Raw genomic sequence first — 26690 nt, 5'->3', positions numbered from 1 at the left:
CGAACCTATCCGTCGGTGATTTTGGCCGGGAGTAACAAGTTTGTCGGGAAACCGGGCAGTGTTGGCACGACCCAGCGGCAGGCGCGACCGCGCCCGAAGGATCGCACCTTCTCCTCCTCCCGCAACCGCTCAAGGGCCCGCTGAACCGTACGGGAACTGACACCCAAAGCCAGTGCAAGCGCTGCGCTGGACCAGGCCTCTCCATCCGCGAGCAGCGCCAGAACATCTGCATGGCTGTCTTCCACAGGCTGCGCCAGAACAGCAACGTCTCGCCCCTCAGGAACAGTCAGAACAAAGCCCGCATCTGTTGCGCGCAGCCGTGCATGGTGCCCTAGGAGCGCTCGCAACCTGCCGATCTCGACCCGCAAACGCGCACGGTGGGATTCATCCGCAACCCTGCCTCTGAACGCTTTTGCCACCAGCACCTCGCGAGACACATCCGAGGGCCATGCTTCTGCAAGCGCACGTGCAAGGGCGAAGAGAACCGGCCGCGACTCGAGCCCGATCAGTTTTCCTTCACTGCGAATGACATGCCGGCAGGCATCGACCACCAGCGTGTTCGCCGCGAAAAGCGTCTCCACCTGATCGAGCTGGAGCAACGTTTCACGCTTGCTCGTCACCAACCTGGCAGCAGGCGCCTCCAGCGCCCGTTCGGCCGTCTCCACCTCACTCACCAGTGCGGGGATGCCCGCCTGCCTCGCAGCAGCGGCAGCGCGATCCAACGCGGCCCGCGCCTTCCTTGCTTCAACCCGACGCATGGCGATGCCGGCGACCACCATCTCGCAGCCGGCCTGTGCCTGCAGTGGCAGCAGGCGCAGATCGAGCGCATCAAGCGCGTGCTCGGCTTCATCCAGACGGCCGATCAGCAGGAGATGCCGCGCGGAGAGGTAACGGGCATAGGCGGCGTTGACGGTGTCGCCAACCCGTTCCAGCGTTTTGCGGGCCCGTTGAAGCGCCTCCTCCGGCCAGCCCAGATCGCGTGAGACGAGGGCGATCTCGGCTTCCGCCACGATACAGCGCGCCCGTGCCCTGTGCTCCCGCGGGCTGAAAGCGCGGGCCGCGCGGCGCAACAGCGCCTTGGCCAGATCCAGATCGCCGAGCTGCGCCATGGCGATGCCACGCAATGCGAGTGCCGGCGCATCACTGCGCAGCGCAATACGATTAAGCGCGCCCAGCGGGTCGCCTGCCGCCAGGGCTCGGCCTGCTGCCGTGATCAGAGCGTCCATCTAAATCGCGCCACGATTGTCACTCTCACCCCCGAAAACCGATCCCTACTCTAGCCGACAGCCGCCCGCCGACAAGACGCGGATGACAGGCGGCAAGGAAAGGAGAAAACCATGACCGTACACACGACCGGCACACGTGAGGAATGGCGCACAGCGCGGCTGGCGCTTCTGCAGGAAGAAAAAGAGCTCACCCGACGCAGCGATGCGCTGGCACAGAAGCGCCAGCAACTCCCCTGGGTGCGTATCGACAAGGAGTATCGCTTCGACACGGAGACGGGCGAAGCCTCGCTGGCTGATCTTTTTCAGGGACGTTCGCAGCTTCTCGTCTACCACTTCATGTTTGGCCCGGACTATGAAATGGGCTGCCCCTCCTGCTCTGCCATTGCAGACGGATTTGACGGCTCGGTGGTACATCTGGCCAATCACGATGTGACGCTGATGGCCATATCCCGCGCACCGCTCTCAAAGCTGTTGGCTTTCAAGAAGCGGATGGGCTGGTCTTTCCCATGGGCCTCTTCCGGCAAGAGCGATTTCAATCAGGATTTTGGTGTCGGCTTCTCGGAAGAACAGCAGCGCGCAGGCATCGAATACAATTTCCGCAGCGAACCTCCGATGAAGAACCTGCTGGCCGGCAAGACGATGGCGAATTGGGATGGCGACAACCCCGTTGCCCAAACCGCCGCGATGACTGGGACCGACGTGCCCACCTTCACGCGCGAACGTCCCGGCGCAAGCGCATTCGTGATGGAAGACGGCGTGGTCTACCACACCTACTCCACCTATTCACGCGGGCTGGACGGACTATGGGGCATGTATCAGTGGCTCGACCGCGCGCCTAAGGGACGCAACGAAACCGGCATGTGGTGGCGTCATCATGACAAATACTAAGGCGCTGCCCGTGGCTCTGGCCCTTGCGGCAACGCTGGGGCTCGCCGCCCTTTGCTGGGGCTTCATGGCGCAGAGGATGGGCGCTATGCAGATGGGGCCGTCCGCCGCACTCGGACCGTTCCCGGCCTTCATCGCGATGTGGGTGACTATGATGGGCGCGATGATGTTGCCCGGCATCGCACCGACCGTCGTGAAGACGGCCCGGGGCGGCGCATCCGGCGCAGCCGTTCTAGGCTTCGTTGCCGCCTACCTCATCGTCTGGGCGGTAATCGGCTTGCCTGTCTATCTGGTCTACCAGCCCCATGGCACCGCTATCGCGGGCATCGTGACGATTGCGGCAGGCCTCTACGAGCTCACTCCGGTCAAGAAGGAGGCCCGCCGGTGCTGCCATGACCCGGTTGCCTCGGGAATTGAATGCGGGCTCTTCTGTGTCGTGGCGACCGTGGGACTGATGGCAATGCAGATCGCCATCGGCGTCATGAATCTTGGCTGGATGGTGGCGGTAACACTCATCATCTGCGTGCAGAAATTCATACCGCCACGGGAGCCCATCGACACGAGCCTGGCCCTTTGCCTGATCGCCCTCGGGCTCGCCATCATCGCCGTTCCGGAACATGTCCCCGGCCTCATGCCGGCCATGTGACACCGACCCGGCAGATCAAAGTACCTTGCGCAGAAATGCGCGGGTGCGCGGGTCCTTCGGATCGGTGAACATCGTTTCGGGAGGTCCCTGTTCGACGATCTTCCCGCCATCCATGAACAGGATGCGATCGGCTATGTCGCGGGCGAACTGCATTTCGTGCGTGACGATCAGCATCGTCTGGCGCGCATCGGCCACCCGCTTCAGCAATTGCAGCACCTCGTCCACCCATTCAGGATCGAGCGCCGAGGTTGGCTCGTCGATCAACATGATCTCGGCCTCTGCTGCCATGGCGCGGCCTATGCCGACACGCTGTTGCTGACCACCGGAAAGTGCCGCGGGGTAGCTTTGTGCCTTGTCGGCGAGACCGATGGTTGCGAGAATCTCCTCGGCGCGGGCGTGCGCCCTGGCCTTCTCCCAGCCCCGGACGGTGATCAATCCCTCGGCGATGTTGTCGCGCGCGGTCATGTTGGCAAAGAGCGCGTAATTCTGGAATACGAAGGAGGTTTGTCGTCTGAGCGCGAGTTCTTCTGCGGCCCTGACCCGGCGTGCATCCACCGTTACCGGGCCAATGGTGATCATCCCCTCATCGGGCTTTTCGAGAAAGTTGAGCGAGCGCAACAAAGTGGACTTGCCGGTACCGGAGGGTCCGATGATCGCCACCCGCTCGCCCGACCGGATGTCCAGATCGATGCCGTCGAGCACGGTGTTGTCGCCAAAGCGTTTGGTGAGTCCCCGGACAGAAATCATCGCGCCACCGCCTTTCCGAGCCGAGCCTCAAGTTGGCGCTGGACCACCGTAAGCGCCTCGACAATCACCCAATAGATGATCGCCACCAAAATGAAGGCCTCGAAATAGAGAAAGCTGCCGGCGGCTTCCTTCTGGGCAGCGCCCATCAGCTCCGTCACGCCCAGCGTGAAGGCAAGCGAGGTGCTCTTGATGATGTCGACGAAGTAGTTGACGAGCGTGGGAGCAGCGATACGGGCAGCCTGCGGCAGGATGATGCGACGCATCATCTGCGCTGTCGTCATGCCGACGGAGCGCGCCGCTTCCCATTGTGAACGGTCAACCCCGAGGATCGCGGCGCGAATGCTTTCGGCCATATAGGCCGCAAAATGCAGGGTGATCCCCATGATGGCCGCGGTGACGCCATTGATGGCTGTCAGGAATGAAAACACCTGCGGCAGGCCGTAATAGAACAGGAAGAGCTGCACCAGCAGCGGTGTGCCGCGAAAGAAGCTGATGAAAACCTGTGTGAGCCCATCGAGAAGAGGGACGCGCATGACGCGGACGATGGCCATCAATGACGCAAGCATCAGCGCAAGAACCATGGCCACCGACGCCATGGCGAGCGTCAGCGGCACATATTTGAGAAGCACGGGGACGAGCCCCAGCATATAGTCGAGATCAAGCGGTCTCATCGTCCCCGGCTCTCATTGGTGTTGCGTGCTTACTGGGTAATGTCGGTGCCGAACCATTTCTGCGAAATTTCGGTCAGCGTGCCGTTTTCCTTCAGCGTGGTGATGGCTGCGTCCACGCGGTCGCGCAGCGCCTTGCCTTCATCATCGTTGCGGAACGGGAGCGCGTTGCGGATCTCGGAAAAGGGCTGGCCGGCGAGCGCCAGCGGCAGCGGCGTTTCCTTGATCACCTGGCTGGCGCTGACGCGGTCCATGACGAAAGCGTCGACACGGCCGAGCGCCGTATCCTGCTCGAGATTGCTCTCATAGGTCTTGATGTCGATCTCGTCGGCATAAGGCAGTTCGCGCAGGAGCTGCTCGAAATTGGAGCCGAGATTAACCGCGACCGAGCGGCCCTTGAGGCTTTCAGGTCCGGTGATCTCACCCTCATTGCCCTTCTTCACGACCACCTGCGCACCATCGATCACATAGGGCTGCGAGAAGGCGAATTTCGCCTCGCGCTCGGGCGTGATGGTGATCTGGTTGGCGATGGTGTCGATACGGCCGGACTCGAGCGCGCCGACAAGGCCGGAAAAGCTCATCGTGACGTATTCCACCTCGTCACCCGTCTCCTTGACCACGGCATCGATGAAATCCACCTCGAAGCCCTGAAGCTTGTCCTGTTTGACGAAAGTGAACGGGAAATAGCCACCCGACATGCCCACACGGATGGTTTCTGCGTTGGATGCCGAAACGGTGGCGGCAAAAATTGCTGCTGCTAGTGCCAGTTTGCGCATTGTAATCTCCAGCGGCGCCCCTGCGCCTGCGTGTTGCTTGGTGCGGCACAAATAGGCAATGTAGAAAAAAATTCTATACGCAGACGATATCCGCAACTCAAAAAGCCAGTTTTTTATACCACCGGCAAAAATAATAGTATCACATACTAAATGAACGGGATTTATGAGCATGCATTGGCCATGCGGGCGCCATCTCAATGGCGATTTTCTGCCCCAGGAACGGTTCCAGGAGCAGGAAACTCCCCTTGCGCGTCGACCATTCCTCGCCTAGAAGCCGCGAAAAGGCCACAAAGCCCGACAAAATGCCACGAAAAGGTCACGGCATGGCTGCAATGCCTAACGAGCCGGGTAATCTTTTCGAAAGCATAAGGGTTCATTTTCTATAAGCGGAGTGGCATTCTAAAATCTCCGCATGGGGGCCAAATAGGCGGGACGCGACAACATTCCATGACACGCCTGATCAAATATGCCTTCTTGCTGTCGACAGCGCTCGCGCTGGCTGCATGCAACGAAACACTTGAAGACATCGCGCCGAAGGCCGAGCGTCAGTTACCGGCGCGCATCGTACAGACGATGAAGGCCAAGGGGATGAGCAAAACCTCTCCCGTCATGATGCGCATCTTCAAGGAAGAAGGAAAGCTCGAGGTCTGGAAAGCCAAGACCAATGGCCGCTACGACATCATCGCCAGCTACGATATCTGCAAATGGTCGGGCCAACTCGGGCCGAAATTCACCGAGGGCGACCGCCAGGCGCCGGAAGGTTTCTATACCGTCCGCCCCGGCCAGATGAACCCGAAGTCGAGCTATTACCTCGCCTTCAACATCGGTTTTCCCAACGCCTACGACCAGGCAAATGGCCGCACAGGCAAACATCTCATGGTCCATGGCGCCTGCTCATCCGCCGGGTGCTACTCGATGACCGACGAGCAGATCTCGGAAATTTACGCGTTTGCCCGCGATTCCTTCAACGGTGGGCAGCGTGAATTCCAGGTGCAGGCATTCCCCTTCCGCATGACGGCGGAAAACATGGCCCGCTACCGAAACGACCCGAACTACGATTTCTGGAAAATGCTCAAGGAAGGCTACGATCATTTCGAGCTGACCAAGATCCCGCCAAAGGTCGATGTGTGTGGCAAGCGCTACGTCTTTAACAGCGAACCCGTGGACGGACAGAGCTTTTCCCCGACGGCCGCGTGTCCGCCAATGAGCCAGCCTGAATCGTTGCTCACGGCGTATCGTCAACATCAGGCGCTTTACGACATCGCGTTCAACAAGGCTCTCAAAACGCAGTCGACGGCGAAGCGCTCCGAGACCATAGCAGGGCATGAGGAAGCGCGCCTCGTGGCTGACTGGAGCAAGCGCCGCGCCCGGGGCGAGAAGGTTTCGCGCCTGCCGCCGAACCTTCCCTCGCCTACTGCTGTCGCCGAGGCGCCTCAACCGGAAGCCACACCCGCTGTAGCTGCGACGGCCTCTGCTTATACGGCAGAACCTGCCTCACGCCTTCAAACCGCGCTGGAAGCCGCCGCACCGCAGCCTGAACAGCAAGAAGCTGTAGACAACACCACTTCCGCCGCAACGGAAGCGGTCGCGGAGGATGCAGTGCCGAACCCGACACCGCGGCCAGACACAAGCGTGGAACGCACCGCATCCGTCCCGGCTCCGGCGGCCACCGGCGGTCAGGGTACTTCGCTGCGTCGCCGGATTCAGAACATCTTCAGCCGCTGATCGTGACAGCCGCACCGCAGACATACGATCTCAAGGGGCTCAACTGCCCCTTGCCTGTTCTGAAAGCGCGCAAGCGCCTTGCAGGCATGCCGAGAGGAGACCGGCTTTGGCTGGAAACCACAGACCCGCTGGCGGTCATAGACATCCCGGCATTCTGCAACGAGCATGGGCATCTGCTCGTCGAGACCGAAGCGACCCCTGCCGGTCATCGCTTTCTGGTGGAACGCGGCTAAGGACGAAACCCGGCTATGGCGAGCGGATTGTCCTCAAGGGCGGCTCTGTCGGGCGTATCGATCGCCGCCTCACCCATAAAGGCTGCGAACAGGCCTTTCACATAGGCTTCATCGAGGCCGGTTCCGATGATGACCAGCCGTACGCCGCGTCTCTCGTCAGGCCATCCCGCCAAATATCGCGGCGCGTGCAGGATCTGGCGCACCCCTTGCACAACGAGCGGACGCTCGGGTTGCCCACGAAGCTCCACAATGCCCTTCAGCCGCAGAATCTGCGCCCCGCACTGACTGCGCAGCAGGTCGAGAAAATTCTCGAGCGCCGGCCCGCTGATGGGACGGTCATGCGTCAGCAGGATCGTTTCGAAGGCCGCGCTATGCCCATGCCCGTGCTCATGCTCATGATCGTGATCGTGATCGTGGTCATGGTCATGGTGGTGGTCGTGATAGGGTGAAGCCTCACGCAGGACCGGAGCAGCGCGTGAACCGATTTCGAGCGCGCTGCAATCGATAAGCGCCGCTGCATCCATCTCATCGACGGAGAAAGGTTCGAGGCCTGGCGCTAGCTCCGCCAGATACGCTTTCAGACCACGGAGAGCATCCGCATCAACCAGATCGGTCTTGGTCAACAGGAGCCTGTCGGCCACGGCCACTTGATGCCGTGCCTCCTCGTGGGCCTCGAGCGTCTCGCGCCCGTGCATGCAATCCACCAGGGTAACCACACCATCAAGTCTGAAACGGGCAACGAGCGCCGGGTGCGCGGCAAGCGCCTGCAAGACCGGCACTGGGTCTGCAAGACCTGTTGTTTCGATCACCACGCGTTTGAGACCGGCTGCACGATCCTTCGTCAGCCGTTCATCGAGCCCGACGAGGGTGTCCACCAGCGCACCGCGGACAGTGCAGCAGAGACAACCATCCGACAACTCCACAATCCCGTCGGAAGCCTCTTCCACCAACAGATGATCAATGCCCACAGCACCGAACTCGTTGATGATAACGGCAGTGTCCGAAAGAGCGGGATCGCGCAAGAGCCGATTGATCAAGGTGGTCTTGCCGGCACCGAGAAAGCCCGTGACAAGCGTCAATGCAATGGTATTGGCCATGGGTCTCAGCCGCCTTGCGCAGTCTCGGCGGTGGCACTTTTGAACGGGTAGTCCGGCCGCGGCGTCGGGATCGGTACATCGGCATAGCGCGGCACAGATGGCGCAGGACCGGTTGCGCCGCCGAGGCTGATTGCCACGGCACGCGGCTCGTGATCCATCGCTGTCAGATAAGGCGAACGCTCCACCAGCAGGTTGTCATCGTCACCCCGTTCGAAACGCGCCTTGACCGCTGCCTCGGAACAGACCTCGGGGCGCATGTCGACCGCCACGTCACGCCCCTCGCCATAAGGTGCGAAGGAAGCAATGGAAGGGGAAACAGCCCCCTGGATCTTGAACCCTTCCGCAAGCAGACGAGCCGCTTCCTCGCCACGCTCCACCTGGGATGGCGCTCCCAGCACGATTGTCGCAAGCGTGCGCCCATTGCGTGTGGCGGTAGCCGCCAGGTTGAAGCCGGACGAGCACACATAACCCGTCTTCATGCCATCGGCCCCCGGAAAACGGCCGATCAGCCAGTTATAGTTCGGCAAGACCTTGTCGCCGGTGCGTATGGCCTCCAGTGAAAAATAGTGCGCATACTGCGGAAATTCGGTGCGAATGGCTCGAACGAGAAGCGCCAGATCCCGCGCTGTTGTGTATTGCTCGGTCGAGAAAAGGCCATGCGGATTGACGTAATGCGTGCCGGACATGCCCAGCTTGCGCGCTGCCGCATTCATGCGTTCTGCAAACGCGCCAACCGAACCACCAACATTTTCGGCAATGGCCGTCGCCACGTCATTGGCCGATTTGACCATGATCAGCTTGATCGCGTTATCGAGAGTCAGCACCGATCCGGCCGGATAGCCCATCTTGCTCGGCGGTTCCCGCGTTGCGCGCTTGGAGATCGTCACAGGCGAATCGAGTTGCAACTCGCCATCCCGCACGGCCTCAAAAGCCACATAGGCCGTCATCAACTTGGTCAGCGATGCCGGGTACCAGCGTTGGAAAGCGTCTTCATGGGAGAGGACCCTGCCGCTGTTGACATCGAGAACGATCGTCGGCCCTGCCGACGCCGGCAGAGCCGCCGCAACCATCCCCATCACTGCCCCGGCCACAACGGGCGCGGCAAATCTTGCGAAACTCATGCGCATTATCCGAATTTCATGTCCGCCTGAAATGTCAGGCACCTTTGTTGACCCGTATTCCGATCGTGACCCCAAGCGCCAAAGCGCACAGTCAACGACCAAGCTTAAGCCCTGTTCGTTTCCTGCTGATGAAACCGGGCCCATTTAACGCCAACCCGATACTTATAGCAAAAAACCGTTGGGCCGGCGCTTGAATCTCACGGGAGAAACCGACGAGGCGCACAAGAGCCCGAACTGGCCCAAGCGGATCAGCTTGCAATCGCCCGCAATCACATCTTACCTGTTTCCCAGCTTCAGACTGATGACTGCGGGATGCACGCGGCCCCTCCGGCACTGCTGCAAGACCCGCTCCACAGAGAGGCCCGAATACCGGCAAAAATTTGAAGGGAAGAGCAAAACATGCCGATTTTGAATCGCTCTGCGGAGTTGCAGGCAGAAATCACTGAATGGCGGCGTGATATTCACCGCAACCCCGAGCTTCTCTTTGATGTGCATCGCACCGCCGGTTTTGTAACGGAGAAACTGCGGGAGTTCGGATGTGACGAGGTGGTAACAGGCCTCGGCAAGACGGGCGTCGTCGGTATTATCCAGGGCGGGCTCGGGAGCGGCCCGACCATCGGGCTGCGCGCTGATATGGACGCCTTGCCGATGACGGAGATGACGGGCAAGCCCTGGGCTTCCACATCCCCGGGTAAGATGCACGCATGCGGCCATGACGGGCATACCGCGATGCTGCTGGGCGCCGCCAAATACCTTTGTGAAACACGCAATTTCAAGGGCCGTGTCGCGGTGATTTTCCAGCCGGCCGAAGAAGGTGGCGGCGGCGGCAGCGAGATGGTGAAGGACGGCATGATGGAACGCTTCGCCATTGAGCGCGTCTTCGGAATGCACAATCTGCCGGGTTTGCCGATCGGCCAATTCGCTATCCGGCCGGGGCCTATCATGGCCGCCACGGCGGAATTCGTGATCACCGTGAAGGGACGCGGTGGCCACGCGGCCATGCCGCATATGGTCGTCGACCCCATCCTTGCCGCCAGCCAGATCGTCACAGCACTGCAGAGCATTGCTTCGCGCAATGTCCATCCGCTTGATTCTGTGGTGGTTTCGGTCACCAAATTCCATGCCGGTGATGCCTTCAACGTGATTCCGGACAAGGTGGAACTGGCCGGCACCGTCCGCACGCTCAAAAAAGAAGTGAATGTTGATGCCGAAAGCCGGATGCGCGCCATATGTGCAGGCGTGGCGGCGGCCCACGGCGCCACCGTGGAGGTGGATTATGATTCCAATTACCCGGTGACGTTCAACCACGCCGAGGAAACGGCCTTTGCGAGCGCCGTGGCTGGTGAGATTGCCGGCGCAGCGAATGTGGACAACGACATCACCCCGACAATGGGCGGAGAGGATTTTTCCTACATGCTTGAAGCACGCCCCGGAGCTCTGATCTTCATCGGCAATGGCGACAGCGCTGCACTCCACAACACGGAATATGATTTCAACGATGATGCCATCCCGCATGGGGTGAGCTATTGGGTGCGGCTGGCAGAAACCGCCCTGCCAGGCTGACGCCGTGACGCTCTCGGCACAAAGCCCATTTCATCTTGGCGAACCGGCCTCATCGCGTTATGAGAGGGCTCAGCGGTCCCGTAGCTCAGCAGGATAGAGCATCAGATTCCTAATCTGAGGGTCACAGGTTCGAATCCTGTCGGGATCGCCATTTTTTCGAGGGTCCAATCAAGGCGGACGAGCTTTTGCGAGAACCGCCGCTCAGACGATCGGCGACATGCACTTTTCCAAATCACGCCACGATCCGATCCAGATGCACTGGTAACGGGATAGGGGTCGAGCTTTTACCCTGGATTTCCCCAGGCAGCGTGGAGAGACGATGTGTCAGCGAAACCATCCCGGAATGTGAACCAAACGTTTGCTCGCGCCGCCCTGTTCGGCGCCTGCTTTGCCTTTGCGCAGGCTACTCCATCGGCCTTTGCCGACATCGTGGACAGCGGTCGGATCAGGGCGATCACGCTTTCTTCTGGCGGTTTGGCCGAGATAAGACGTTCCGCCCGTATCGAGGGCGAAGGCACATTGCGCATCGACATCCCCCTCGATCAGGTGGACGACTTTTTAAAGAGCCTGGTGGTGAGAGATCCCGCAGGCACCATCGATGCCGTCACACTGGATGGACTTTCCCCGGTCGAAGAGACCTTTCGCCGCCTTCCTCTCGGCCCCGGTGACCTGGGTTCCGTGCCGGCGCTGGCTGCTGCGCTTCAGGGCATCTCCGTGCGCGCCACGTCCGGCGGGCGCACCGTCGAAGGCATGATCCTCGGCGTCAGCACGGAGCAAACAGGCAGTGATACAACGCCGCGCGTGGAACGGGTGCTCTCCGTGATGACCGCGGACGGAACGCTGGAGCTTTTGAAGCTCGGTACGGATACCAAGCTGGACATACTCGACGAGGCCCTGAAGGAACGGTTGCGCGAAGCAGCGAAGGTAAGCGGACGTGGGCGAACGGATGCTATCCGCTCTGTCGCGATCACACTCTCGGGAACAGGTGAGCGCGATATAGCAATTTCCTATGTGGTACCCGCTCCGGTTTGGAAAGCAGCCTACCGGCTCATTTCGAACGGAGAAGACACAGCGCGCCTCCAGGCATGGGCGGTGATTGAAAACGCAACCGGAGAAGACTGGAAAGGCGTCGGTCTGACACTGTCATCCGGCGCCCCGGTAACACTCGCCCAGAAACTGCACCAGCGCTATTGGAGCGAACGCCCGGACATCCCCGTTGCCGTCGGCAACGCCGCGCCGCCACGACCGGACGATGCAGCTGGCATGGAGATGGCTCGGATGGAGTCCGCCCCCCGCCATATGCGTGCTTTCAACGGCGCAGCAGCCCCCGCACCGATGGCCGATATGGTGATGCAGGAGCCCTCGCCCCCCACCAACCCGATTGAGGCGCAAGAGGGTCGCACAAGCGCCACCTACCATTTGCCGAATCCCGTCCACCTTGCCGCAGGGCAAAGCCTTTCCCTGCCTTTCGTGGACGCCGAGATCGAAGCTGAGCGGGTTTCGGTCTTCCAACCGGAGAGTGGCGGCATTCATCCCGTCGCCGCGGTTTTCCTCAAGAACGGCACCGAAGCCAGCCTGCCGCCGGGCATCGTGACAGTCTACGATCGCGCGAGTGGGTATGTGGGCGATGCGCAGCTTCTGGGCATTCCGGCCGGAGAGAGCCGGATGGCAAGCTTCGCCAGCGACCGCAAGGTCGAGATCACGACGGAAACGACACCTCAGGAAATTGTCGGCAAGGTAGCGATCAGCGATGGCGTTCTGCGCGCAACGACGGTTTCACGGATCACCACCACCTACAGGATCAAGGGGGCTTCAGACGCGAAGCGTACAGTGCTGATCGAGCACCCGCGGCGCGATGGATGGCAGATGGAAGCGGCCGCGCTCGATAGCGCAACCCCCACCCACTATCGCCTTCGCGCCGCCGTGGAAGCTGGCGGATCATCCACCGTAAGGACCGTGATGGAACGCAGCCGCATGGAAAGCTTCGCTCTTAGCGACGCAAGCGCAGATGCGCTTTATGTATGGGCCGGCTCAGCCACTGACAGCGACACCGGAAAAAAACTGAAGGACCTTGCCGTTCTCAAGCGCGATGCCGCCTCGGCAGAGCGCACCGCGGCGAATGTCCAGCAGGCGCTGGAAAGAACCGCCGGCGACCAGGCCCGCATTCGCGACAATCTGAGCTCCGTTCCCCGCGAGAGCGCTCTGGCCGAGCGCTACATGCGCATGCTCGAAGAACAGGAAAACCGGATTGCCGCGCTCAATCAGGAAAGAACGGAGGCCGAAGGGGAGCGGGATCGCCTGAATGGCGAGGTCCGGGCTTTCATCAGCAGGCTCTGAAAGCGCATTTACTTGCGATCGACCGCGCCGACATCCAGCAGCGGCGCGGCATCGAGCGCGCCGGCATTGAGCATCGCGCCAACACGCTCAAGGGCTGCAACAATCATGCCCTGTTCCCAGTCCGGCAGAGCCTGAAACTGCTCTGAAAAGGTCTTCTGCAGCGGATCGGGCGCGGCTTTCAGAAGAGCCCGCCCCTCTTCTGTCGGCGCCACCCACACCACGCGCTTGTCGCGCTCACTGCGCGTGCGGGTGACAAGTCCACGCGCCTCCAGCTTGTCGACCAGCGACGTTGCGGTCGCCTGCCCGACACCGGCCTTGCCGGAGATATCCTTGGGCGTCGCCCGGCCCGCTGCAGCGACGATTTCAAGCACGATGAGCTGTGGTGTCGTCAGCCCGGTCGCCCGGGCAAGCGTGCGCGCGTTCAGCTCCGTTGCACGCAAAATACGCCGCAACGCGATCAGGCTCGTTTCGGTACGATCTTCCATGCCGCCATCCCCAAACTCGTTGGCCGAAAAGGGCAATATTCGGCCGCCGCTCTCCGCATATCTATGGATAGCAGAGAAAATATATTTTGATTAGCGAATAAAATTTTCCTCGGAAACCCATTCATTTCATGGGCTTGCGCTTGGTGTGGAACCAAATCGGCTTCCAGCGGTTGAAATATCCTTCGATAGTCATAATATTCGGCGCGCTATGAGGAGACCAATGGCCACCACTGATATCAAGCTTGTACGCAAGCGATCGCCCGAGATTGTCTATCGCCCCCCGCGCAAGGAAGATGGCGCGGATGTGTGGCGGCTCATCCGGTCCTGCGAGCCGCTCGACGAGAATTCGCTCTACTGCAATCTGTTGCAGTGCGACCATTTCGGCGACACATGCATCGCCGCCGAAAGAACCAGCGATGGAGCGCTGGTGGGCTGGGTTTCGGCCTATCTTCTGCCCGATGAAGACGACACATTGTTCGTCTGGCAGGTTGCCGTGGATAAGAGTGTCCAGGGCATGGGCGTCGGCAAGAAGCTGCTTGCCGCACTGCTCGACCGGGAAGCCTGCGAAAACGTGCAGGCGCTCAAGACCACCATCACCTCCGACAACAAGGCAAGCTGGGGTCTGTTTTCCTCGCTCGCCCGCAAGCGCGGTGGTGAACTGAGCCACGAGCCTTACTTCCGCAAGGATGCGCATTTCGATGGCAAGCACGCCACCGAACATATGGTGACAATCCAGTTCGCCGAAGGTGCATCCGACGATGTCAGCGGAAACTGGATGTCCCTGCGCAAAGCAGACGAGGCCCGGAGCGACGATGCCGCCTGATGGCGGCGTCCCAATTCGCACGACCGAACAATCCGAAGGAAAAAAGATGACGACCGTTACGACGGACGACAAACAGATTTTCACGCGACGCGAATCGGAAGCGCGCAGCTATTGCCGCAGCTTCTCGACCGTGTTCACAAAAGCCAGCGGCTCGACCCTGACAGATGCTGAAGGTCGCGATTACATCGACTTTCTGGCCGGCTGCTCGAGCCTGAACTATGGTCACAACGACCCGGACATGAAGGCCGCGCTGATCGAGCATATCGAGCGCGATGGCGTCACGCACGGGCTCGACATGCACACGGACGCGAAGGCCGAATTCCTGAAAACCTTCGAGCGCCTGATCCTGCGCCCGCGCGACATGGATCACCGTGTCCTGTTCACCGGCCCGACGGGCGCCAACGCCATCGAGGCGGCACTCAAGATCGCGCGCAAGGTGACGGGACGCCAGAATGTCGTGTCCTTCACCAACGGCTTCCACGGCGTCACGCTCGGCGCGCTGGCAGCCACGGGCAATGGCTACCATCGCGGCGGCGCCGGCGTGCCGCTCAACCATGTAACGCGCATCCCCTATGACGGCGCGATGGGCGGCGACATCGACACGGCCGATCTTCTGAACCGCATGCTTTCGGAGCCCTCCAGCGGCGTTGAAAAGCCGGCTGCAATCCTGCTCGAAACCGTGCAGGGCGAAGGCGGGCTTAATGCCGCATCGCGCGAATGGGTGCGCCGGGTGAGCGAGATTGCCCGCGCCCATGGCGCGCTGCTCATCATTGATGACATTCAGGCAGGCTGCGGCCGCACCGGCAATTTCTTCTCCTTCGAGGAGATGGGCATCTCGCCGGATATCATCACCATGGCGAAATCGCTGTCGGGCTATGGCCTTCCGTTCGCCACGGTTCTGGTGAAACCGAAATACGACGTGTTCGGCCCGGCCGAGCACAACGGCACCTTCCGCGGCAACAACCATGCCTTCGTCACCGCGCGGGTGGCGCTTGAGAAATTCTGGGCGGATGACACGTTCCGCGCCACGATCGCCGAGCGCAGTGCCTATTTGGAAAAGCGCCTCAACGAGATCGCCGCTCTTCTGCCCGAGGCCCGCGTGAAGGGCCGCGGCATGATGATGGGCGTGGATGTGGGCTCCGGCGAGCTGGCAAGCGACATCTGCAAGCGCTGCTTCCGCGACGGGCTGATCATTGAGACCTCCGGCGCGCATGACGAGGTGGTGAAAATCCTCTGCCCGCTCAACATCGAGCAGGACACCTTTGCGCGCGGACTGGACATCCTTCAGTCTGCCGTTGCCGAAACAACCCAGAACACAAAAATCGCAGCGGAGTAACGAACATGATCGTGCGCGACCTGAACGAAGCGAAGAACACCGAACGTCACGTCCATTCGGAAGGGTGGGACAGTGTGCGTCTTCTCCTGAAGTCGGATGAGATGGGCTTTTCCTTCCACATCACCACCATCCACGCCGGCGCCGAACTGCACATGCATTACAAGAACCATCTTGAATGCGTCTATTGCGTCGACGGCACGGGCTCCATCGAGGACTGCGCCACCGGCGAGGTTCACAAGATCAAGCCGGGCGTCATGTATGCGCTCGACAAGCACGACAAGCACATTCTGCGCGCCGACGCAGAAAAGCCGATGATCATGGCCTGCACCTTCAACCCGCCGGTTTCCGGCAAGGAAGTGCACCAGGCCGACGGCTCTTATGCGCTGGAGGATGCATAACCTTCCCGAAGCCTGGCACCCTTCAACATCGGGGTGCCAGGCTCATGCATCCGACGGCGAAAACCCTGAAAGAAAAGGAGAACGACCATGACAGCGATGTCGAAGGAACGTGACCGAAGAAGTCAGGATCCCTATCCCAGCAGGCTGCCCGAAGAACGTTGGCTGCCCCGCCAGGATCGAACCGTTTGGAGCCAGTGGCGCCCCGATGCGCCCCTGACAGCACAGCAGGCCGACCAGTTTGACCGTGACGGCTTCCTGATCCTCAAAGACATTTTCACGGCCGAAGAGGTCGAGGCGCTGAAGGCGGAATCCGCCGCCATGCGCAATGGCGAGCGCGATCTGATGGATGGCAGCGTGATCACCGAGCCCGGCTCGGACGAGGTTCGCACCATCTTCAAGCTGCCCGAGCAGAGCTCCCTCTTCAATCGTCTGGCCAGCGACCGCCGCGTTGCCGGCATCGCCCGTTTCCTTCTCGGCGACGAGGTCTACATCCACCAGTCGCGGCTGAACTACAAGCCCGGTTTCACCGGCAAGGAATTCTACTGGCACTCGGATTTCGAAACCTGGCACGCCGAGGATGGCATGCCGCGCATGCGCGCTGTCTCCGCCTCGCTGCTTCTGACCGATAATGACGCAATGAACGGCCCGCTCATGCTGATGCCGGGTTCGCACAAACAGTTCATCGCCTGTGCCGGCGAAACGCCCGACGACAACCACAAATCCTCGCTCAAAAAACAGGAAGTGGGTGTTCCCTCCCACGAGGCGCTGACCAAACTCGCGAGCGAGCACGGCATCACCGCCGCCACCGGCAAGGCCGGCACGCTGGTGCTGTTCGACTGCAACACGATGCACGGCTCCAACGGCAATATCACGCCGTTTCCGCGCTCCAACGCCTTCTTCGTGTTCAACGCCGTATCGAACCGGCTTGAAGAACCCTATGGCGCGAAAAAGGCTCGCCCCGATTTTCTCGCCGAGCGCGGCGAACCCACCCCCGTCGAAATCAAGACCGGGAAACTGGCATAAGCCACAACCGAACTGGACATCATGATTGACCGACAAGAAAGCGGTGCGGCCGAAAAGGGCCGCACCAACCAGCAACAACGAGGCATCCACACAGTCGAGAAGATCGGCGGCACGTCGATGAGCCGTGCGCGCGAGCTGCTCGACACGATCCTGATCGGCAAACGCAAGGGCGATGCACTCTACAACCGCGTCTTCGTCGTTTCCGCGTTCGGCGGCATCACGGACAAGCTGCTGGAACACAAGAAGTCAGGCGAACCCGGTGTCTATGCATTGTTTGCCCATGCCGACAACGAACATGGGTGGATGGAGGCGCTGAGCGCTGTGAGCCGCGCCATGCACGCGATCAATGAAGAGATGTTTGACGAGGCCGCCGACCGGCACGCCGCCGACGACTTTGTGCGCGAGCGCATCGAGGGTGCGCGCGGCTGCCTGATCGACCTGCAGCGTCTTTGCTCCTACGGGCATTTCCAGCTCGGCGAGCACATGCAGACGATCCGCGAGCTCCTCTCGGCGCTGGGTGAAGCGCATTCGGCCAACAATCTGGCCCTGCTTCTGCGTCGCTCGGGCGTGAATGCACGCTTTATCGACCTAACCGGCTGGCGCGATGAAACGCAGCCGAGCCTCAACGAACGCATCGAACAGGCGTTTGCCGAGATCAACCTCTCACGCGAGCTGCCCATCGTCACCGGCTACTCGCAATGCCGCGAAGGCCTGATGCGCGAATTCGACCGCGGCTATTCCGAAGTGACCTTCGCCACCATCGCGGCACTGACCGGCGCGCGCGAAGCGATCATTCACAAGGAATTCCACCTTTCGAGCGCCGATCCGCGCCTTGTGGGACCGGAGAATGTGCGCAAGATCGGCCGCACCAATTACGATGTCGCCGACCAGCTCTCCAATATGGGCATGGAGGCGATCCACCCGAAGGCGGCAAAGAAACTGCGTCAGGCGGGTGTGCCGCTGCGTGTTGCCAATGCTTTCGAGCCGGAAGATCCCGGCACGCTCATCGATGCCGAGCCGGCCGATGGGGCAGGCGTGGAAATGGTCACCGGCCTGCCGGTCACCTCGCTCGAACTCTTCGAGCAGGACATGGTGGGCGTAAAGGGATATGACGCTGCGATCCTGGAATCGCTGACCCGCCACCGCGTGCGCATCGTCTCGAAAAGCTCGAACGCGAATTCCATCGTCCACCATCTGGAGGCGACGCTCAAATCCGTGCGCCGCGTGGAACGCGATCTGGCAGAACGCTATCCCGCCGCGCGCATCACGGCGCGTCGCGCAGGCATGGTGTCTGTGATCGGGCGCGATCTCACCGGGCTCGGCGTCATGCTGGAAGGGCTGAAAGCGCTCGACGCTTCCGGCGTGGAGCCGCTTGCCTCGCAGGAGACCGGCCGCGGTGTCGATGTGCAGTTTCTTGTCCGCAGTGAAGACCTGGAAAAAGCCGTCAAGGCACTGCACCGGGCCTTCATCGAGGAGGGGGAGGAAACGTTGAAGGAAGCGGCCTGAACGCCGTTTCCTTCAACGTGACCCTAGAGCACTTCCGCTTTTCGTTGAATCGCGAAAGCGCTCTAACTTATTGTTTTTCGCAATTCCGGACGGAAAACCGGTTCCCACTTTTCCAGGAATTGCTCTAGCGCGCCAGAACGTCGGCCCATTCCGGATGGCGCCGAAACTGAGCGTTGGCAAACGGGCACAGCGGCCTGATCTTGATGCCATTGGCGCGTGCGTCTTCCACGGCGCGCGTGACAAGTGCGAGACCGACTCCCTGCCCGCGAAAGGCGTCCGGCACACCGGTGTGATCGATGATAATCTGGCTCGTTCCGATCTTGGAGTAGGTCATCTCGGCCTCGTGGCCTTCGGCGCGATAGAGATAACGGCCCTTGCTGTCATTGTCCTCGACGATGATGGATTCGCTCACACTCATTGCTCCACTCCTTTCAGAAACGAATGCAGAAAACGCCCCGCCGCCACGGTTTCGTTCGGGCGTATTTCATGCCCGCCCTCATGCCATTCGATCTCGGTCTCTGCACCGGCTTCGGTGAGATAATCCCCAAGCCGTGTCGTGAGATGAGCCGGGCAGATTGGATCCGTCCGACCTGCCGTGAGCAAAAACCGCGTTGTTGCCGTCCCCTCGCCCCAGCGGGGCGCAAAGGGAATGAGCGGATGCATCAGCACGGCAGCATCGAAAAGCTGCGGCGCGGCAAAGGTCACGGAAGCGAGAATGTTCGCTCCGTTGGAGTAGCCCAGACCGAGCACCGCGCTGGGCTTTTCCCGCTGCACATGGGCGGCGATGAATTCACGCATCCTGTCGCTCGCCCGCGCCAGATCGTCCATGTCGTAGACCCCCTCGCCGGTGCGCCGGAAGAAGCGCGCCGCGCCCTGTTCGCTTACATCGCCACGCGGGGAGACAATGCCGGCTCCGGGCGCCAGCTCCGCACCCAGCTGCAGGAGCTGACGCTCGTCGCCACCTGTTCCATGGAAGAGGAACAGGAGCGGTTTTCCCGGCCCCGCGGAGGCCAGGTGATGGACGTAGTGGTCGGTCGTCATGGCTCAGTTCCCGATCTTGGGAAGTGACGCTTCGAGCCGCTCGCGCAGATGCGTGTGCTGTTTGGGCAGTTTCAAAGCCTCGCCCAGATGGGCCATGTCTTCGTCACTGGCAAAGCCCGGCTCGTTGGTGGCGATCTCGAACAACACGCCGCCTGGCGCGCGGAAATAGATCGAATGAAAGTAATCCCGGTCGATGACCGGCGTGATCTGAAAGCCCTGTGCCACCAGTTCCTCGCGCACGGCAATTTGCGCTTCATCATTGGCCACGGCAAAGGCGATGTGATGAACCGAGCCCGCACCCTGCCGCGCCACGGGTGCATCGGGCCGGGTTTCGAGGTCGATCACGTTGGCACCGTTGCCATCCTTCCTGACCATGCGCAGCACACCATTCTCTTCGCCGAGCGGTGTGTAACCCATGAACGAAAGAAGCGCTTCCGTGCCCCCACGGTCGCGCAGGACCAGCGACGCGGAGTGAAAGCCGCGAATTGCCGCATCATCGTCGACCTTCGCACCATTCCACGGTTCACGCGCATCGCCTTCCACCTCGTTCAGGGCAAAGCCATCACCGTTCACGCCCGCAAAAAGCAGGCGATCTTCGCCGAAACGGCTCTCGCGCGAAAGCCCGGTCACGCCCTGCGCTTCCAGGTGTTTCGCCCAGTAGTCGAGACTGCCTTTCGGAACGGAATAAACGGTGGTTCCCACCTCCCCTGCTCCTCGTTTCCCGGCAACGATGTTGGGAAACGGAAAGTAGGTCATCACTGTCCCCGGCTGCCCGGAGCCATTGGCGTAGTAGAGATGATAGACATCTGGTGCATCGAAATTGACGGTTTTCTTCACACGGCGCAGGCCGAGCGTATCGGTGGTGAACCGGTCCGTCGCCAGCGCATCGCGGGCCATGGAAGTGATGTGGTGAATGCCTTCTATCTGGGTCAGCATGGCAATTCCTTTCACACTTGGCCATCGCATGTTTGCGACGACCTCTCACGCCAAGATGGCGACAAATGCGCGTCGATGAAAGCTGTAACGATCAAACGGATTGTCAACGCTCCATGAACAAAGAGCCCCGCGCTTGGCACGGGGCTCTTCGTTCTAATGCGATACGCGCAGATTACTGAACCTGCATCCGCATTTCGTCGCGACGCTCACCATAGCTCGCCTCGTCATAAGCCGGCTGCTGTTCCAGCTCTTCCTCGGTGAACTCGGTGTAGAGGTAGAGCGAACCATTGCCGTCGCTCATGAAAGCGAGATTGTCCATGCCAATGGCGACCTCTTTTTCACCAATGCCGAGGAAGCCGCCGACGTCGACGATGATGGCATCAACCTTGCCGTCCTGCGAGATGATGACATCGCCGATTTCACCGATGTTCTCCTCATTGGCGCCGTAAACCGTGGTGCCCGTGAGTTCCTCGGTGCGAATTTCATTCGCCGGCATTTCCTGAAGGCTGGAACGGTCGATTGCAGCGGTCATCGTATCGTCGGTCGCCTGATCCTGCGTGTCGGCGGCCTGATCGACGGGCTTGGAAGCATCGTCAGCCTCTGGAGCAGGCGTTGCAGCCATATCATCGGTCTTCACAGCTTCATCGCCACTTGCCGCATCGGTGGCCGGTGCCATAGCGGTCTCTTCCGCATTATCGTCGGCCTTGGCCGGAGCTTTGGCAAGATCATCCTTGGAAGCAGGCTTTGCTTCCGACACATCGGCATCAGCCGGCATCGGACGATAAGCAGAGCGATCGAACTCTTCCTGAGCCTCCAGCGCCTCGGCTGTCGTCTCTACCACGAGCCAGCGCTCGCCATCCTGCTCAGCCCACTCGACCAGATCATACTCGAGTGCAACTTCCTTCTGACCAATGCCGAGGAAGCCGCCCACGCCGACGACAATGGCGCTGACTTCGCCTTCTTCGTCCAGAACAAGATCATTGACCTCGCCAATGTTCTCGGCCTCTTCGCCGGTGCCATTGTAAACGGTCTTGCCGATGAGATCGGTAGCCAGATGGCCGTCAGCGCGCACCACCATTTCGGTGGGCTGCTCGGTGGGTGCAGCTGCCGGTGCGCCAGTTCCCGTCGTGGTCGACGTCTGCGCGACCGCACCGGTCGCCACAAGAGTTGCAATTGCGGTGGTCGCCAAAAGGTTGCGGAACATGATAAGCTCTCCGTGTGCAGTGTTTCTGTACAGGCCACGCACCGAACCGAACCTGCCAGGGAGGATTGGTGTGTGGCCGTTTGCACCCTTAGAACGCGCCGCCCCGATTCTTGTTCCGCGATTTTCTTCTCACTCTGACAGTCTTCTTTCGGGAACCATTCTTTCCGCCTCCCCTTAAAGTCGGACCGCAGAGAAACCTTTAGGAAAACCCCGATGCATGTTCTGGCCGTTCTCAACCGCAACGGAGGAACACTCCGAACTCTCGACACGGACGCGCTTGCGGAAGAGATAAGAGATATTTTCGAAACAGCCGGCCATTCCATCGAGGTCAGGCTTTGCTCCGGCAAGAATATCGTGTCGATGATGGAAGAGGCGGCCAGTGATGAGAACGCGGATGTTCTTCTTGCAGGCGGCGGTGATGGCACGATCTCGCTTGCTGCCGGCCTGCTCGCCCATTCCGAAAAGGCGCTTGCCATCCTCCCCGCCGGCACGATGAACCTTTTTGCCCGCAGCCTTGGCATTCCGCAAGACCTGCAGGCGGCCATGCAGGCTCTCGCCCAGGGCTCGATCAGGCGTGTAGACATAGCGGAAGCGGATGGCACTTTTTATGTGCACCAGTTGTCGATCGGTATGCATCCGCAACTTATCCGCCTGCGCGAACGCATGGAGTTCCGATCCCGAGTGGGCAAGATTATCGCCTCAGTGCGCGCGGCAATCGCAACCATGGTCCGCCCCCCGAAGCTGGAGCTCGAGCTGGAACTGCCCGAGACGAAGATGCTCGCCACGACCTCGAACCTGGCGGTAACCAACAATCTCTACGGAGAAGGTCAGCGGCTGCCGTTCACCGACCGCCCTGACGGCGGCCAACTGGGCATATACATAACCCACGCGCGGACCCGCGCCGAAATGCTTCTCTTTTTTCTGAATATGGGTATCGGCCGCTGGCGGAAAAACGAGCAGGTGGAGATCCATCAGGCGAACGAGGTGACGGTGCGCGTTCGCTCCGGGACCCAGCGCTTCAAATGCGCCATCGACGGCGAATTGCGGCCATTGCCGAGAGAAACACGGATCGTCCTTCATCCGAAGGCGCTGCGCGTTCTGGCGCCGAAACAGGAGAGCAGCCTCTCCTGACAAAAAACCGGCCGGAACGAACCGGCCGGGTAGTCTTGGGAGGAGGTTAAATTATCAGTCCGCGATAAGAGCACGCAGCATCCACAGCGCCTTTTCATGGAAGGTCAGCCGATCGGTCAGCATGTCGGCGGTGACAAGGTCGCCCTTCTCGTCGGCCTTGGTACCGATCTCGCGCATCTTGCGCACAGCCTCTTCATGGTCTTCGACCAGATCCTGAACCATCTCCAGCGCCGAGCGGCCGGAGGCGCGAAGCTCAATGGATGTGTCGACACCCTTGCCACTCAGGATGGGAGCGTGATGGCCCAAGGCGCGCACCCGCTCGGCAATGATGTCGGTCGCCTCGAACAGCGTGTTGTACTGCTCTTCGGTCAGCACATGGATCGAATGGAAAAGCGGCCCCACCACGTTCCAGTGGTAGATATGTGTCTTGATCAGGAGCCTATAGGTATCAACAAGGATCTCCGAAAGCCCGGCAGAAATTTCCTTTCTGTCTGCTGCGGTCAGGCCGATATCCATCTTCTCGGCATGGGTTTTGGGTTTGAGAACTTCAGCAGCATCGCTCATGGGGTACTCCTTTGGTTGAAGGGTTTTGACGAGGTAATCAGGCAGATCAGCTCGTCGGTTCATCCTGTGCGGCCGGCAGCTCTATAGCCTGCTGATCATCCAGCATCAGGCCGTAGACTTCGACGCCCCACCAGACCAGGGCAGCCAGCAGGAGACCGCACACCAGCACCATCAGCACTGGAAAGCCTCGACGCCCTTGACGAGCGTCCTGCGGCGTTGTCTTTCGATTGGTTTCGGGCATGGTCAATGCTCCTGTTTCTGTGCCTCAATCAATGCCAAGGTCAGAGGAGAGTTCCATGAAAATGCAGGAGCTGCGCTGAAATCCTTGCGTTAACGGTCGTCCGGATCCTGACCGCTATTCTCTCGGTAAATCGCATATCCAAGAACAGCCAGAACGGGCAGCGCCACCGCGCCAAGACGTCCCGTCCGCGCGAGAACCGACGGCAAAAGGGTCAGAGCCGCAGTGCCGGCAAGCACGCCTGCATCAGCGACGCGGCGACGGCGCGCGCGGCGAGCCTGAATCCGGCTCCACACCTTGAGGCCGACGAGGACGATGATCGCCATGACCATGAAAGCAATACCGAAGCCAAGCGAGGCCTCGATCACGCCCCATTGCCGTGATGCCGCAATGAACCCGGCCAGCACCAGAAAGCCGAGACCGAAAAGGCCAAGCAGCGCAGCCAGCGCATAAAAGCCGGTTGCGACTTTCATGCGCTTGAACACACCCGAAAACTCTCCGGCGGCGAGTGAAGCCAACAGCCTTGCCATCATGGCGAAGGCCTAGCGGCGGGTGGCAAGGGCGATGAGAAACCCGGCTCCGACGGCCAGCGCAAGCGAGGTGAACGGACGCTCACGCACCGTGCGGGCCAGTTCCTGCTCCAGCTCCTGCGTGCTGTCCCGAACGCTGTTCAAGGCGGCTTCGCCCTGACCGCGCAACTGCTCAATGCGCTCTCCAGCGGCCTTTCGCGCCGCCTCGCCGGATTGACCACCCATGTCTTTGAGATGGCTCACCAGCTGCGCCATATCGGTGCGCAACTGCTGAATATCCTTTTCCAGATCGCCGGTCGTTACGGCATCGTCTTTCTGGGACCGGGCGGATTTCGCGGTGGTCGTTGCCATGTACAGTCTCCCATGGTTCGGCCATGTTCGGGGCCATGTTTCTTGCAAGCTTTGCTCACAGCCCAACGCGAAACATCCCACGAAGTTCCCTTCTCCAAGGAACCATTTGCCCGCCCGCACGCTTTCCACTGGAAACGTCGGCGGATAACCGGATGGATCACAAGTCTCTCAACACCACGCGCAAACGCTCGCACATCATGACTCTCGAGATGGCGCTGACCTATGGCGCGCAAGGCTCTGTTCTGCTTCTGGGTCTGCTGGCGCTGATCGTGGCGTTGCACTTCGGGCGATTTCTTCTGGCGCCGATGTCACTCGCGATCTTCATTGGCTTGATGCTGGGGCCCATCGCCACCCGCCTGGAACGAATGGGCATTTGGCCAGCGGTGTCGGCTGTAGCGGTGGTGCTGATCTTCATCGGCCTCGTGGGCGGTTTCCTGACAGCGATCGCAGCTCCGCTGACGGCCTGGGCCGACCGTCTACCCCAGATCTGGAACGAATTGCAGTTGCAGCTCTCGAGCCTGAGACAGCCTCTTGGCACGATAAAGGATCTTCAAGAGCAGATCCGCTCCGCTACCGGCGGCTCCAGCGTGACAGTCGCCGTAAAGGAAGACACCACGGTGGAAAGTGTGGCGGTGCTTGCACCGTCTTTGCTGGCGCAACTGCTCATTTTCTTTGCGAGCCTTTATTTCTTCGTGGCCACACGGCACGAGACGCGAGCGGCGATATTGCGCCTCTGCTTCAATCGTCGTTTGCGTTGGCGGGTCGCGCACATCTTCCGGGATGTTGAAAACGCGGTCTCGGATTACCTGTTGTCGATCACGATCATCAATATTGGACTGGGCATCGCTGTCAGCATCGCATTGTGGCTGCTTGGCGTTCCCTCCCCCGCGCTCTGGGGAGCAATGGCGACATTGCTCAATTTCGTGATTTACATCGGCCCCGCCGTCATGGCCTGCGTTCTTCTGGCTGTCGGCCTTGGCACTTTCGACACGTTGACAGCGAGTTTTCTTCCGCCTCTTACCTATTTGGGCCTCAATGCCATCGAGGCGCAGTTCGTCACTCCCACCGTGATCGGCCGCCGGATGACGCTTAACCCGTTCATTGTTTTCCTTGCCATTGCGTTCTGGCTTTGGATGTGGGGCCCGATTGGCGGCTTCATCGCCATCCCCGCGTTGCTGACGCTTTACGCGATAGCCGGCAACATCATTCCGGGAATTGAGCCTCCTGCACCTGCCAAACCGCACGTATCAAAGCGGTCCATCCACCCAAAACCGCCTATAGAAAAGGCCGCTTCGCCACTTTCTCGGCCGTCCAGTCCGCCAGTTCGGCCAAGGCCTCCGGATTGAGTATCCGGCAGCCGCCATCCTCCCATTTCAAAAGACCCCGCTCGGCGAGACGGGCAATGGTTTTGTTGGTGTGGACAAGAGAGAGGCCGAGCGTGTCAGCCACATGCTGCTGCGTGAGCGACACCGTGCCGTTCCTGGTCAGACCGCTTTGCCGGCTTCGTTCCAGGATGAACATCAAAAGATAGGCAACTTTTTCCAACGCGGTACGACGACCAACCGTAAGAAGGTTATCGTCGAGCATGCATTCCTCACGCGAGGCGATCCAGGTGATATCATAGGCCAGCTCAGGAAACTCTCGGTAGAGGGAAAAAAGCTCGGCTTTTTCAAACACGCACAAAACCATGTTTGAGAGCGCCTCAACCGAGTGCTTCATCTCGCCCAGCAGGCTGCCCTGCAAACCGACAAGATCGCCGGGCATTACGTAATTGACGATTTGCCGGCGGCCATCTTCAAGCAGTTTGTATCGAAATCCCCATCCGGAAAGAACGGTGTAAAGGTGCGGGTTATGTGCGCCCTCGACCAATACGGTCGCGCCCTTTTTGACAGCCAGGTCACCTTTTTTGAAGCGACCGATAAACTCGAGCTCACATGCATCAAAATCACGAAAAAGCTCGCGTTTCCTCAAGGGGCATTTTTCACACGGTAGACTGGCGTGAGCGCGTTCTTGTTCTTTTGTCACAGCTTGCCTCGATCCGCGGATCCGGAAGCATGTCCGCCGATCCCTTCGGCTTATTTGGTACCATGTCTTTTTTTA

At 60.4% G+C, this 26690-nt stretch carries 29 protein-coding genes and 1 tRNA gene; 14 read left to right on the top strand and 16 right to left on the bottom strand.

Annotated features, from left to right (window positions below; genetic code table 11):
* Window positions 1-5: 5 nt before the first annotated feature.
* Window positions 6-1226, bottom strand: coding sequence for an HTH domain-containing protein (locus H7H48_RS14610; RefSeq protein WP_229449778.1), 1221 nt, complete (start codon window positions 1224-1226; stop codon window positions 6-8).
* 111 nt (window positions 1227-1337) lie between these two features.
* On the opposite strand from H7H48_RS14610, the gene H7H48_RS14605 reads away from it, so the two are divergent.
* Both H7H48_RS14605 and H7H48_RS14600 read left to right on the top strand, forming a co-directional pair.
* Window positions 1338-2114: a thioredoxin family protein gene (locus H7H48_RS14605; RefSeq protein WP_229449777.1), complete on the top strand. Its 777-nt coding sequence runs from the start codon at window positions 1338-1340 to the stop codon at window positions 2112-2114.
* Window positions 2101-2757, top strand: coding sequence for a DUF2182 domain-containing protein (locus H7H48_RS14600; RefSeq protein ID WP_229449776.1), 657 nt, complete (start codon window positions 2101-2103; stop codon window positions 2755-2757). The genes H7H48_RS14605 and H7H48_RS14600 overlap by 14 nt, the downstream gene beginning before the upstream one ends.
* 15 nt (window positions 2758-2772) lie before the next feature.
* Here the strand turns inward: H7H48_RS14600 and H7H48_RS14595 are convergent, their stop codons facing one another.
* From H7H48_RS14595 to H7H48_RS14585, 3 genes are read right to left on the bottom strand one after another with little or no spacing between them, the layout of a single operon-like run.
* Window positions 2773-3504, bottom strand: a complete 732-nt coding sequence (locus H7H48_RS14595; RefSeq protein ID WP_229449775.1) for an amino acid ABC transporter ATP-binding protein — start codon at window positions 3502-3504, stop codon at window positions 2773-2775.
* Window positions 3501-4175 carry an amino acid ABC transporter permease gene (locus H7H48_RS14590; RefSeq protein ID WP_229449774.1) on the bottom strand — a complete coding sequence of 225 codons (675 nt, stop codon included), beginning with the start codon at window positions 4173-4175 and terminating at the stop codon, window positions 3501-3503. Before H7H48_RS14590 ends, H7H48_RS14595 begins: the two co-directional genes overlap by 4 nt.
* A gap of 29 nt (window positions 4176-4204) precedes the next feature.
* Entirely contained in the window at window positions 4205-4948 is a 744-nt protein-coding gene (locus H7H48_RS14585; protein ID WP_229449773.1) for an amino acid ABC transporter substrate-binding protein, read from the bottom strand.
* A 447-nt stretch (window positions 4949-5395) separates the two neighbouring features.
* Between H7H48_RS14585 and H7H48_RS14580 the strand changes: the two genes are divergently transcribed.
* Window positions 5396-6673, top strand: a complete 1278-nt coding sequence (locus H7H48_RS14580) for a murein L,D-transpeptidase family protein (RefSeq protein WP_229449772.1) — start codon at window positions 5396-5398, stop codon at window positions 6671-6673.
* Window positions 6674-6675: 2 nt separating this feature from the next.
* Window positions 6676-6906, top strand: coding sequence for a sulfurtransferase TusA family protein (locus H7H48_RS14575; RefSeq protein ID WP_229449771.1), 231 nt, complete (start codon window positions 6676-6678; stop codon window positions 6904-6906).
* On the opposite strand, the gene H7H48_RS14570 is transcribed toward H7H48_RS14575, so the two are convergent.
* Window positions 6903-8003, bottom strand: coding sequence for a GTP-binding protein (locus H7H48_RS14570; protein ID WP_229449770.1), 1101 nt, complete (start codon window positions 8001-8003; stop codon window positions 6903-6905). The two genes, H7H48_RS14575 and H7H48_RS14570, sit on opposite strands and share 4 nt — an antisense overlap.
* 5 nt (window positions 8004-8008) lie before the next feature.
* On the bottom strand, window positions 8009-9124 hold the full coding sequence (locus H7H48_RS14565; RefSeq protein WP_229449769.1) for a D-alanyl-D-alanine carboxypeptidase family protein: 1116 nt from the start codon (window positions 9122-9124) through the stop codon (window positions 8009-8011).
* 399 nt (window positions 9125-9523) lie between these two features.
* On the opposite strand from H7H48_RS14565, the gene H7H48_RS14560 reads away from it, so the two are divergent.
* The 3 genes from H7H48_RS14560 (at window position 9524) to H7H48_RS14550 (ending at window position 13024) form a co-directional block, all read left to right on the top strand.
* Window positions 9524-10687, top strand: coding sequence for a M20 aminoacylase family protein (locus H7H48_RS14560; protein WP_229449768.1), 1164 nt, complete (start codon window positions 9524-9526; stop codon window positions 10685-10687).
* Window positions 10688-10761: 74 nt separating this feature from the next.
* Window positions 10762-10838, top strand: a tRNA-Arg gene (locus H7H48_RS14555).
* A gap of 194 nt (window positions 10839-11032) precedes the next feature.
* Window positions 11033-13024, top strand: coding sequence for a DUF4139 domain-containing protein (locus H7H48_RS14550; protein ID WP_229449767.1), 1992 nt, complete (start codon window positions 11033-11035; stop codon window positions 13022-13024).
* Window positions 13025-13032: 8 nt separating this feature from the next.
* On the opposite strand, the gene H7H48_RS14545 is transcribed toward H7H48_RS14550, so the two are convergent.
* On the bottom strand, window positions 13033-13509 hold the full coding sequence (locus tag H7H48_RS14545; RefSeq protein ID WP_223021846.1) for a MarR family winged helix-turn-helix transcriptional regulator: 477 nt from the start codon (window positions 13507-13509) through the stop codon (window positions 13033-13035).
* 220 nt (window positions 13510-13729) lie between these two features.
* Between H7H48_RS14545 and ectA the strand changes: the two genes are divergently transcribed.
* The 5 genes from ectA (at window position 13730) to H7H48_RS14520 (ending at window position 18595) form a co-directional block, all read left to right on the top strand.
* On the top strand, window positions 13730-14332 hold the full coding sequence (ectA, locus tag H7H48_RS14540; protein WP_229449766.1) for a diaminobutyrate acetyltransferase: 603 nt from the start codon (window positions 13730-13732) through the stop codon (window positions 14330-14332).
* Window positions 14333-14378: 46 nt separating this feature from the next.
* The gene (gene ectB / locus H7H48_RS14535; protein ID WP_229449765.1) at window positions 14379-15668 is read left to right on the top strand and encodes a diaminobutyrate--2-oxoglutarate transaminase; all 1290 of its coding nucleotides are present in this window, start codon (window positions 14379-14381) and stop codon (window positions 15666-15668) included.
* A 5-nt stretch (window positions 15669-15673) separates the two neighbouring features.
* On the top strand, window positions 15674-16066 hold the full coding sequence (locus H7H48_RS14530; RefSeq protein ID WP_007010253.1) for an ectoine synthase: 393 nt from the start codon (window positions 15674-15676) through the stop codon (window positions 16064-16066).
* Between the two features lie 87 nt (window positions 16067-16153).
* On the top strand, window positions 16154-17089 hold the full coding sequence (thpD, locus tag H7H48_RS14525; RefSeq protein ID WP_229449764.1) for an ectoine hydroxylase: 936 nt from the start codon (window positions 16154-16156) through the stop codon (window positions 17087-17089).
* Between the two features lie 21 nt (window positions 17090-17110).
* Window positions 17111-18595, top strand: coding sequence for an aspartate kinase (locus tag H7H48_RS14520; RefSeq protein ID WP_229449763.1), 1485 nt, complete (start codon window positions 17111-17113; stop codon window positions 18593-18595).
* A 124-nt stretch (window positions 18596-18719) separates the two neighbouring features.
* Here H7H48_RS14520 and H7H48_RS14515 read toward each other — a convergent pair whose 3' ends face one another.
* From H7H48_RS14515 to H7H48_RS14500, 4 genes are all read right to left on the bottom strand, one after another.
* Window positions 18720-19013: a GNAT family N-acetyltransferase gene (locus H7H48_RS14515; RefSeq protein WP_229449762.1), complete on the bottom strand. Its 294-nt coding sequence runs from the start codon at window positions 19011-19013 to the stop codon at window positions 18720-18722.
* Complete coding sequence (locus H7H48_RS14510; RefSeq protein WP_229449761.1) at window positions 19010-19636, bottom strand: alpha/beta hydrolase; 627 nt, start codon at window positions 19634-19636, stop codon at window positions 19010-19012. The genes H7H48_RS14515 and H7H48_RS14510 overlap by 4 nt, the downstream gene beginning before the upstream one ends.
* Before the next feature lie 3 nt (window positions 19637-19639).
* Complete coding sequence (locus H7H48_RS14505) at window positions 19640-20572, bottom strand: ring-cleaving dioxygenase (protein ID WP_229449760.1); 933 nt, start codon at window positions 20570-20572, stop codon at window positions 19640-19642.
* 172 nt (window positions 20573-20744) lie between these two features.
* A complete protein-coding gene (locus H7H48_RS14500; RefSeq protein WP_229449759.1) occupies window positions 20745-21776 on the bottom strand; it encodes a PRC-barrel domain-containing protein in 1032 nt (343 codons plus the stop codon).
* 213 nt (window positions 21777-21989) lie between these two features.
* Between H7H48_RS14500 and H7H48_RS14495 the strand changes: the two genes are divergently transcribed.
* The gene (locus H7H48_RS14495) at window positions 21990-22907 is read left to right on the top strand and encodes a diacylglycerol kinase family protein (protein ID WP_229449758.1); all 918 of its coding nucleotides are present in this window, start codon (window positions 21990-21992) and stop codon (window positions 22905-22907) included.
* A gap of 54 nt (window positions 22908-22961) precedes the next feature.
* Here the strand turns inward: H7H48_RS14495 and H7H48_RS14490 are convergent, their stop codons facing one another.
* From H7H48_RS14490 to H7H48_RS14475, 4 genes are all read right to left on the bottom strand, one after another.
* Window positions 22962-23471: a Dps family protein gene (locus H7H48_RS14490; RefSeq protein ID WP_229449757.1), complete on the bottom strand. Its 510-nt coding sequence runs from the start codon at window positions 23469-23471 to the stop codon at window positions 22962-22964.
* Window positions 23472-23517: 46 nt separating this feature from the next.
* Complete coding sequence (locus H7H48_RS14485) at window positions 23518-23712, bottom strand: T-box-containing protein (RefSeq protein WP_229449756.1); 195 nt, start codon at window positions 23710-23712, stop codon at window positions 23518-23520.
* Between the two features lie 89 nt (window positions 23713-23801).
* Window positions 23802-24227, bottom strand: a complete 426-nt coding sequence (locus H7H48_RS14480) for a hypothetical protein (protein WP_229449755.1) — start codon at window positions 24225-24227, stop codon at window positions 23802-23804.
* Between the two features lie 24 nt (window positions 24228-24251).
* Window positions 24252-24590: a YqjD family protein gene (locus tag H7H48_RS14475; protein ID WP_229449754.1), complete on the bottom strand. Its 339-nt coding sequence runs from the start codon at window positions 24588-24590 to the stop codon at window positions 24252-24254.
* A gap of 152 nt (window positions 24591-24742) precedes the next feature.
* Between H7H48_RS14475 and H7H48_RS14470 the strand changes: the two genes are divergently transcribed.
* Window positions 24743-25936: an AI-2E family transporter gene (locus H7H48_RS14470; protein ID WP_229449753.1), complete on the top strand. Its 1194-nt coding sequence runs from the start codon at window positions 24743-24745 to the stop codon at window positions 25934-25936.
* Here the strand turns inward: H7H48_RS14470 and H7H48_RS14465 are convergent.
* Window positions 25866-26615, bottom strand: a complete 750-nt coding sequence (locus tag H7H48_RS14465) for a Crp/Fnr family transcriptional regulator (protein WP_229449752.1) — start codon at window positions 26613-26615, stop codon at window positions 25866-25868. The two genes, H7H48_RS14470 and H7H48_RS14465, sit on opposite strands and share 71 nt — an antisense overlap.
* Window positions 26616-26690: the final 75 nt, after the last annotated feature.

This window comes from Nitratireductor sp. B36 (genome assembly GCF_020833685.1).
GTDB lineage: Bacteria > Pseudomonadota > Alphaproteobacteria > Rhizobiales > Rhizobiaceae > Nitratireductor.
The sequence above is the reverse complement of the archived record's forward strand: the minus strand, read 5'-3'. Positions and strand labels throughout refer to the sequence as shown.

Coding starts and splice junctions, on each gene's coding strand:
- H7H48_RS14515 (WP_229449762.1), bottom strand. CDS start 19,013: ATGAGTGTGAGCGAATCCATCATCGTCGAGGACAATGACAGCAAGGGC.
- H7H48_RS14590 (WP_229449774.1), bottom strand. CDS start 4,175: ATGAGACCGCTTGATCTCGACTATATGCTGGGGCTCGTCCCCGTGCTT.
- H7H48_RS14530 (WP_007010253.1), top strand. CDS start 15,674: ATGATCGTGCGCGACCTGAACGAAGCGAAGAACACCGAACGTCACGTC.
- H7H48_RS14595 (WP_229449775.1), bottom strand. CDS start 3,504: ATGATTTCTGTCCGGGGACTCACCAAACGCTTTGGCGACAACACCGTG.
- H7H48_RS14605 (WP_229449777.1), top strand. CDS start 1,338: ATGACCGTACACACGACCGGCACACGTGAGGAATGGCGCACAGCGCGG.
- H7H48_RS14570 (WP_229449770.1), bottom strand. CDS start 8,003: ATGGCCAATACCATTGCATTGACGCTTGTCACGGGCTTTCTCGGTGCC.
- H7H48_RS14500 (WP_229449759.1), bottom strand. CDS start 21,776: ATGTTCCGCAACCTTTTGGCGACCACCGCAATTGCAACTCTTGTGGCG.
- thpD (WP_229449764.1), top strand. CDS start 16,154: ATGACAGCGATGTCGAAGGAACGTGACCGAAGAAGTCAGGATCCCTAT.
- H7H48_RS14475 (WP_229449754.1), bottom strand. CDS start 24,590: ATGGCAACGACCACCGCGAAATCCGCCCGGTCCCAGAAAGACGATGCC.
- H7H48_RS14510 (WP_229449761.1), bottom strand. CDS start 19,636: ATGACGACCGACCACTACGTCCATCACCTGGCCTCCGCGGGGCCGGGA.
- H7H48_RS14560 (WP_229449768.1), top strand. CDS start 9,524: ATGCCGATTTTGAATCGCTCTGCGGAGTTGCAGGCAGAAATCACTGAA.
- H7H48_RS14470 (WP_229449753.1), top strand. CDS start 24,743: ATGGATCACAAGTCTCTCAACACCACGCGCAAACGCTCGCACATCATG.
- H7H48_RS14495 (WP_229449758.1), top strand. CDS start 21,990: ATGCATGTTCTGGCCGTTCTCAACCGCAACGGAGGAACACTCCGAACT.
- H7H48_RS14610 (WP_229449778.1), bottom strand. CDS start 1,226: ATGGACGCTCTGATCACGGCAGCAGGCCGAGCCCTGGCGGCAGGCGAC.
- H7H48_RS14520 (WP_229449763.1), top strand. CDS start 17,111: ATGATTGACCGACAAGAAAGCGGTGCGGCCGAAAAGGGCCGCACCAAC.
- H7H48_RS14585 (WP_229449773.1), bottom strand. CDS start 4,948: ATGCGCAAACTGGCACTAGCAGCAGCAATTTTTGCCGCCACCGTTTCG.
- H7H48_RS14505 (WP_229449760.1), bottom strand. CDS start 20,572: ATGCTGACCCAGATAGAAGGCATTCACCACATCACTTCCATGGCCCGC.
- H7H48_RS14485 (WP_229449756.1), bottom strand. CDS start 23,712: ATGCCCGAAACCAATCGAAAGACAACGCCGCAGGACGCTCGTCAAGGG.
- ectB (WP_229449765.1), top strand. CDS start 14,379: ATGACGACCGTTACGACGGACGACAAACAGATTTTCACGCGACGCGAA.
- H7H48_RS14580 (WP_229449772.1), top strand. CDS start 5,396: ATGACACGCCTGATCAAATATGCCTTCTTGCTGTCGACAGCGCTCGCG.
- H7H48_RS14600 (WP_229449776.1), top strand. CDS start 2,101: ATGACAAATACTAAGGCGCTGCCCGTGGCTCTGGCCCTTGCGGCAACG.
- H7H48_RS14565 (WP_229449769.1), bottom strand. CDS start 9,124: ATGAGTTTCGCAAGATTTGCCGCGCCCGTTGTGGCCGGGGCAGTGATG.
- H7H48_RS14545 (WP_223021846.1), bottom strand. CDS start 13,509: ATGGAAGATCGTACCGAAACGAGCCTGATCGCGTTGCGGCGTATTTTG.
- H7H48_RS14490 (WP_229449757.1), bottom strand. CDS start 23,471: ATGAGCGATGCTGCTGAAGTTCTCAAACCCAAAACCCATGCCGAGAAG.
- ectA (WP_229449766.1), top strand. CDS start 13,730: ATGGCCACCACTGATATCAAGCTTGTACGCAAGCGATCGCCCGAGATT.